This window comes from Pseudomonas sp. AGC41 (assembly GCF_057334555.1).
On record NZ_JBHFJB010000161.1, the window covers coordinates 1,545 to 5,511 of the forward strand.

Annotated in this window: 4 protein-coding genes; all 4 read right to left on the reverse strand. The window is 64.3% G+C overall.

Translation table 11 applies throughout. The features are described from left to right. Nucleotides 1-38 precede the first annotated feature (38 nt). From ACE04F_RS28015 to ACE04F_RS28030, 4 genes are read right to left on the reverse strand one after another with little or no spacing between them, the layout of a single operon-like run. Nucleotides 39-830 carry an ABC transporter permease gene (locus ACE04F_RS28015; RefSeq protein WP_486110840.1) on the reverse strand — a complete coding sequence of 264 codons (792 nt, stop codon included), beginning with the start codon at nucleotides 828-830 and terminating at the stop codon, nucleotides 39-41. Further along, nucleotides 827-1,558: an ABC transporter ATP-binding protein gene (locus ACE04F_RS28020; RefSeq protein ID WP_486110842.1), complete on the reverse strand. Its 732-nt coding sequence runs from the start codon at nucleotides 1,556-1,558 to the stop codon at nucleotides 827-829. Before ACE04F_RS28020 ends, ACE04F_RS28015 begins: the two co-directional genes overlap by 4 nt. After that, nucleotides 1,555-2,529, reverse strand: coding sequence for a YVTN family beta-propeller repeat protein (locus ACE04F_RS28025; RefSeq protein ID WP_486110844.1), 975 nt, complete (start codon nucleotides 2,527-2,529; stop codon nucleotides 1,555-1,557). The genes ACE04F_RS28020 and ACE04F_RS28025 overlap by 4 nt, the downstream gene beginning before the upstream one ends. A 26-nt stretch (nucleotides 2,530-2,555) precedes the next feature. After that, entirely contained in the window at nucleotides 2,556-3,722 is a 1,167-nt protein-coding gene (locus ACE04F_RS28030) for an ABC transporter substrate-binding protein (RefSeq protein ID WP_486110846.1), read from the reverse strand. Nucleotides 3,723-3,967 lie beyond the last annotated feature (245 nt).

Below are 3,967 nucleotides of genomic sequence, written 5' to 3' on the forward strand. Positions count from 1 at the left end.
CCCCCCCCCGCCCCCACAGGGATATTTGCCAGGTAGCTTTAATTCGCCTTGCGCAACGCCGCGTGCTGCGGATTGAACGTCCACACCGCCAGCAACGCAAACATCAGGCTCAGACCCGCGCACACCGACATTGCCAGCAGGTTGAATTGCCCATACAGGGCGAAACGCACCAGCTCCACGCCGTGGGTGAACGGGTTCACCGCGCACAGCCAGTACAACCACGGACTGGCCTCGAGCATTTTCCACAGCGGGTACAGCGCCGAAGAGAGGAAAAACATCGGGAAGATGACGAAGTTCATCACCCCGGCGAAGTTCTCCAACTGGCGGATCGCATTGGACAGCAACAAGCCGAGGGCACTGAGCATCAAGGCCACCAGCAGCAACGCCGGAAGCGCCAGCAGCAGGCCCGTGGCGGGAGGCCGGACGCCATACAGCCAGGCGATGGCGAGAAAGGCATAGACCTGCAACAGCGAGATCAGCGCAGTCGCGAGCAACTTGCTCGCCAGCAAGAAGGCCCGGGGCAGGGGGCTGGTGAGCAGTACGCGCATGCTGCCCATTTCCCGGTCATAGACCATCGACAGCGAGCCCTGCATGCCGTTGAACAACAGGATCATGCAGGCCAGCCCCGGCACGATGTACACCTCATAAGGAATGTAGGTGTCGTAGGGCGCGATGATCGCAATGCCCAAGGCGGCCCGAAAGCCGGCGGCGAACACCAGCAGCCACAACAACGGCCGCACCAGGGCGCTGAGCAACCGCGTGCGCTGCAACACGAAGCGCAGCCATTCGCGCATCACGATGCCGCTGAAACACTGCCAATACGCATTCATGCGGCCACTCCCGGGGCGGTCAATCGATGGAAGGCCGAGCCGAGGCTGCCGCCATGTTCCAGGCTCACCGCCTCGGCGCGACCGCTGGCGACCAGCCGCCCCTGATGCACGATCAGCAAGTCGTCAAAGGGCTGCACTTCGTCCAGCAGGTGCGTGGTCCAGAGCACGCTGATGCGCTGTTCGCGGCACAGTTGGCGGATATGCTCTCCAAGGGCCTGACGACTGGCCGGATCGAGGCCGACACTCGGCTCATCGAGCAATAAGAGGCGCGGCTCATGCAGCAGCGCGCGGGCAATTTCCACCCGGCGCCGATGCCCGCCGTTGAGGTTGCGCACCCGCTCGTGACGCCGTTCGGTCAGGTGCTGGCGCGCCAGTTCGAGCTCAATCCGGACGTCGGCCTTGCGCCGGGCAACGCCGTGCAGCGCGAGGTGATAACGCAGGTTCTGTTCGACGCTCAGGTCCAGGTCCAGGGTGCTTTGTTGGAACACCACGCCCAACTGACGCAAGGCCTGTCGCGGCGCGGCCTGCAACGAGTGGCCGCCGACGCGGATCTCGCCGCGTTGCACGTCGTACAGGCGCGTCAGCAAGGCAATCAGCGTCGACTTGCCGGCACCGTTGGGCCCGAGCAGCGCGGCGAAGCGCCCGGCGGGCAGGCTGAAACTGATCTGGCGCAGGGCTTCGCGCGCGCCGTAGGCAAAGCTCAGTTCGCTGACCTCCAAGGCGTTCATGGCGTGACCACCACGCCCCACGGATAACGTCCGACTTTCACTGACTTGAGCACCTTGCGGCTCTGCACGTCGATCACCGAGACATCGCCGCTGACGCCATTGGTTGCCAGCAGTTGCTGCTGGTCCGGGGTAAATGCCAACTGCCAGACCCGTCGACCCACCAGCAGGTAATCCAGCACTTCGAAGGTCTGTGTGTCGATCACCGCGACATGGTTGGCCGGACCCAGGGCGACGAACCCCAGCTTGCCGTCGGCGCTGAGCTTGATGCCGACCGGTTGGACCTTGTCCGGGTGCACGCCCTTGATCTGGAAGGTCAGGGTCTTGAGTACCTGGCGGGAGGCGACGTCGAGAATGCTCAAGGTGCCGCCGATCTCGGCCGAGGCCCAGAGCTGCGTACCGTCGCGGTTGAATTCGACGAAGCGCGGCCGCTGGTCCACCAGGGTGTTGTCGGCCAATGTCTGGGTGCTGGTGTCGATCCAGTGCAGCATATTGGTGGTCTCGCTGGTGTTGACCGCCCACTTGCCATCGGGACTGACGGCCATGCCTTCGGGCTCGACGCCCACGGCGATCTGGCCGAGTACTTCGGAGGTTTCGGTGTCGATCACCGTGACCAGGGCATCGTCTTCGTTGGAGACATAGAGCCAACGATCGTTGGGGTGCAGGGCGAACTGTTCGGGGTCCTTGCCGGAGGGCAACTCCTTGATGATCTTGCGGGTGGCAACGTCCATCACCTGGACGCGATCCGAATCGCTGGCGCAGATGTACAGCAGGCGATTGTCATGGGACAGCAGGAGACCCCGAGGGCGCTGGCCCACCGGCAGAGTGTCGACGACTTCCAGGCTGTGCATATCGATCAGGCTCAGGCTGTTGTCTTTCTCGTTGGAGACCCAGGCGATGGCGGCGACGGCAGGGCCCGCCGCGATCAACGCAGCGCCGAAGGCGAGAATCTGGCAGAGCAGGGGGCGGCGCATGGCGTTTTCCTTGTTGTTGTTATTGATCAGGGGTAACGGCAGCTGACTTCGGGCCGGTCGTAGCCCAGGCTGTCCATTTCGTTGCTGGGGTGCAGGAACCCGTCCTGGGGCGAGGTACTGACCAGGGCGCGTGGCTGGACCAGCGCAATCGGTTGGCGCAATTGGCCGTTCCAGGGGCGATAGCTGAGCTTGCGGCCTTTGAAACCGTCGAGCGGCAGTTGGTCGCCGAGGGCCAGTTGGCGGATGGCGAACGGGTCATCCTGACGCAGCTTGCTGACGGCGGCGGCAATGCTGCGCACGGCAATCCAGGCAGCGAAGTCGCGGTCGTTCATCCAGCGCCCGGCCATGGCTTCGAAGCGTTTTTGCAATTGCGCCGCGCCGTAGGTCTCGACCGTCTTGTGCCAGCCGGTCGGGGTCAGTCCCTGGGTGCCGGCCACGGGACGCGGGTACCACGTCTGGTAGGGCACGTACTCGCCAAAATCGCCGCGCTCGTCGGCCACCAGCACCACGTCGTATTCGGCGGTCTGGGTGAACAGCGGCATGTCGGCCTGGGCACTGCGGCGCTGGTCGTTGTCGAGCTGCCAGGGTTTCTCGGCGACGATCTTCATGCCGAAACGCTTCATGGCCCGGCGCAGTGCGGCGGCGTAGGCCTGGTCTGCGGGGGTCTGGCCGACGATCAGCAAGGCGCGTTGCCATTTGCGCACAACGCTGAACTGGATCAGCGCATCGGCGAGTGTCGCCCGATCAGGCAGGGTGTGCAGCACGTTGCCCAGGCAATCGCTGGTACGCAGGCTGTCGTCGGGGCTGCCGGCGTTGAACAACAGGCTGTCGGGCAGGGCGGCGCTGAGCTGGCGCAGGCTGGTAGCGGGTGCATTCACCACGAACAGCCGCAGGCCCCGATCGTGCTGGGCGCGGGCGGCCTGGAGCAGCGCTTCGGGGCTGTCGACGCTGGCGCTTTCGAGGCGGTAGTCGTGCTGGAGAAAACGTCCGGTGCTGTTGCTGTCGACAATCGCCAGCTCGGCGCCGCGCAGCCCGGCATCGCTCGGTTCGGCAATCACATTGGACAGCAGCGGGCCGGGATCGGGGCGATAACCCAGGTAGCCGATACGCACTTGCAACGCCACGGCATCGCCGGCCTGAGCGGTGGTCGTAGCCAGCAGATATATCAGGGCAAAACGTGCGAGCCGGCGCATGACATCCTCCATTGCAGGTAGCGCCAGCATAGGAAGGCCAGGGTTGCGGGGAAATATGCAGAAAGTACCGCCGGGGCAGTACCAAGGTAGTAGCTCGGCGCGGGCGTCGGGGTTTTAGGATGGCGATATCGTCATTCATCAGGGAGCAGACGGATCGTGCGGATACTCAAGACGCTGCTGTTGCCGTTGTTGCTGATCCTGAGTCTGATCGGGGTTGACAGGCATAAGACCATCCCTGTGGGAGC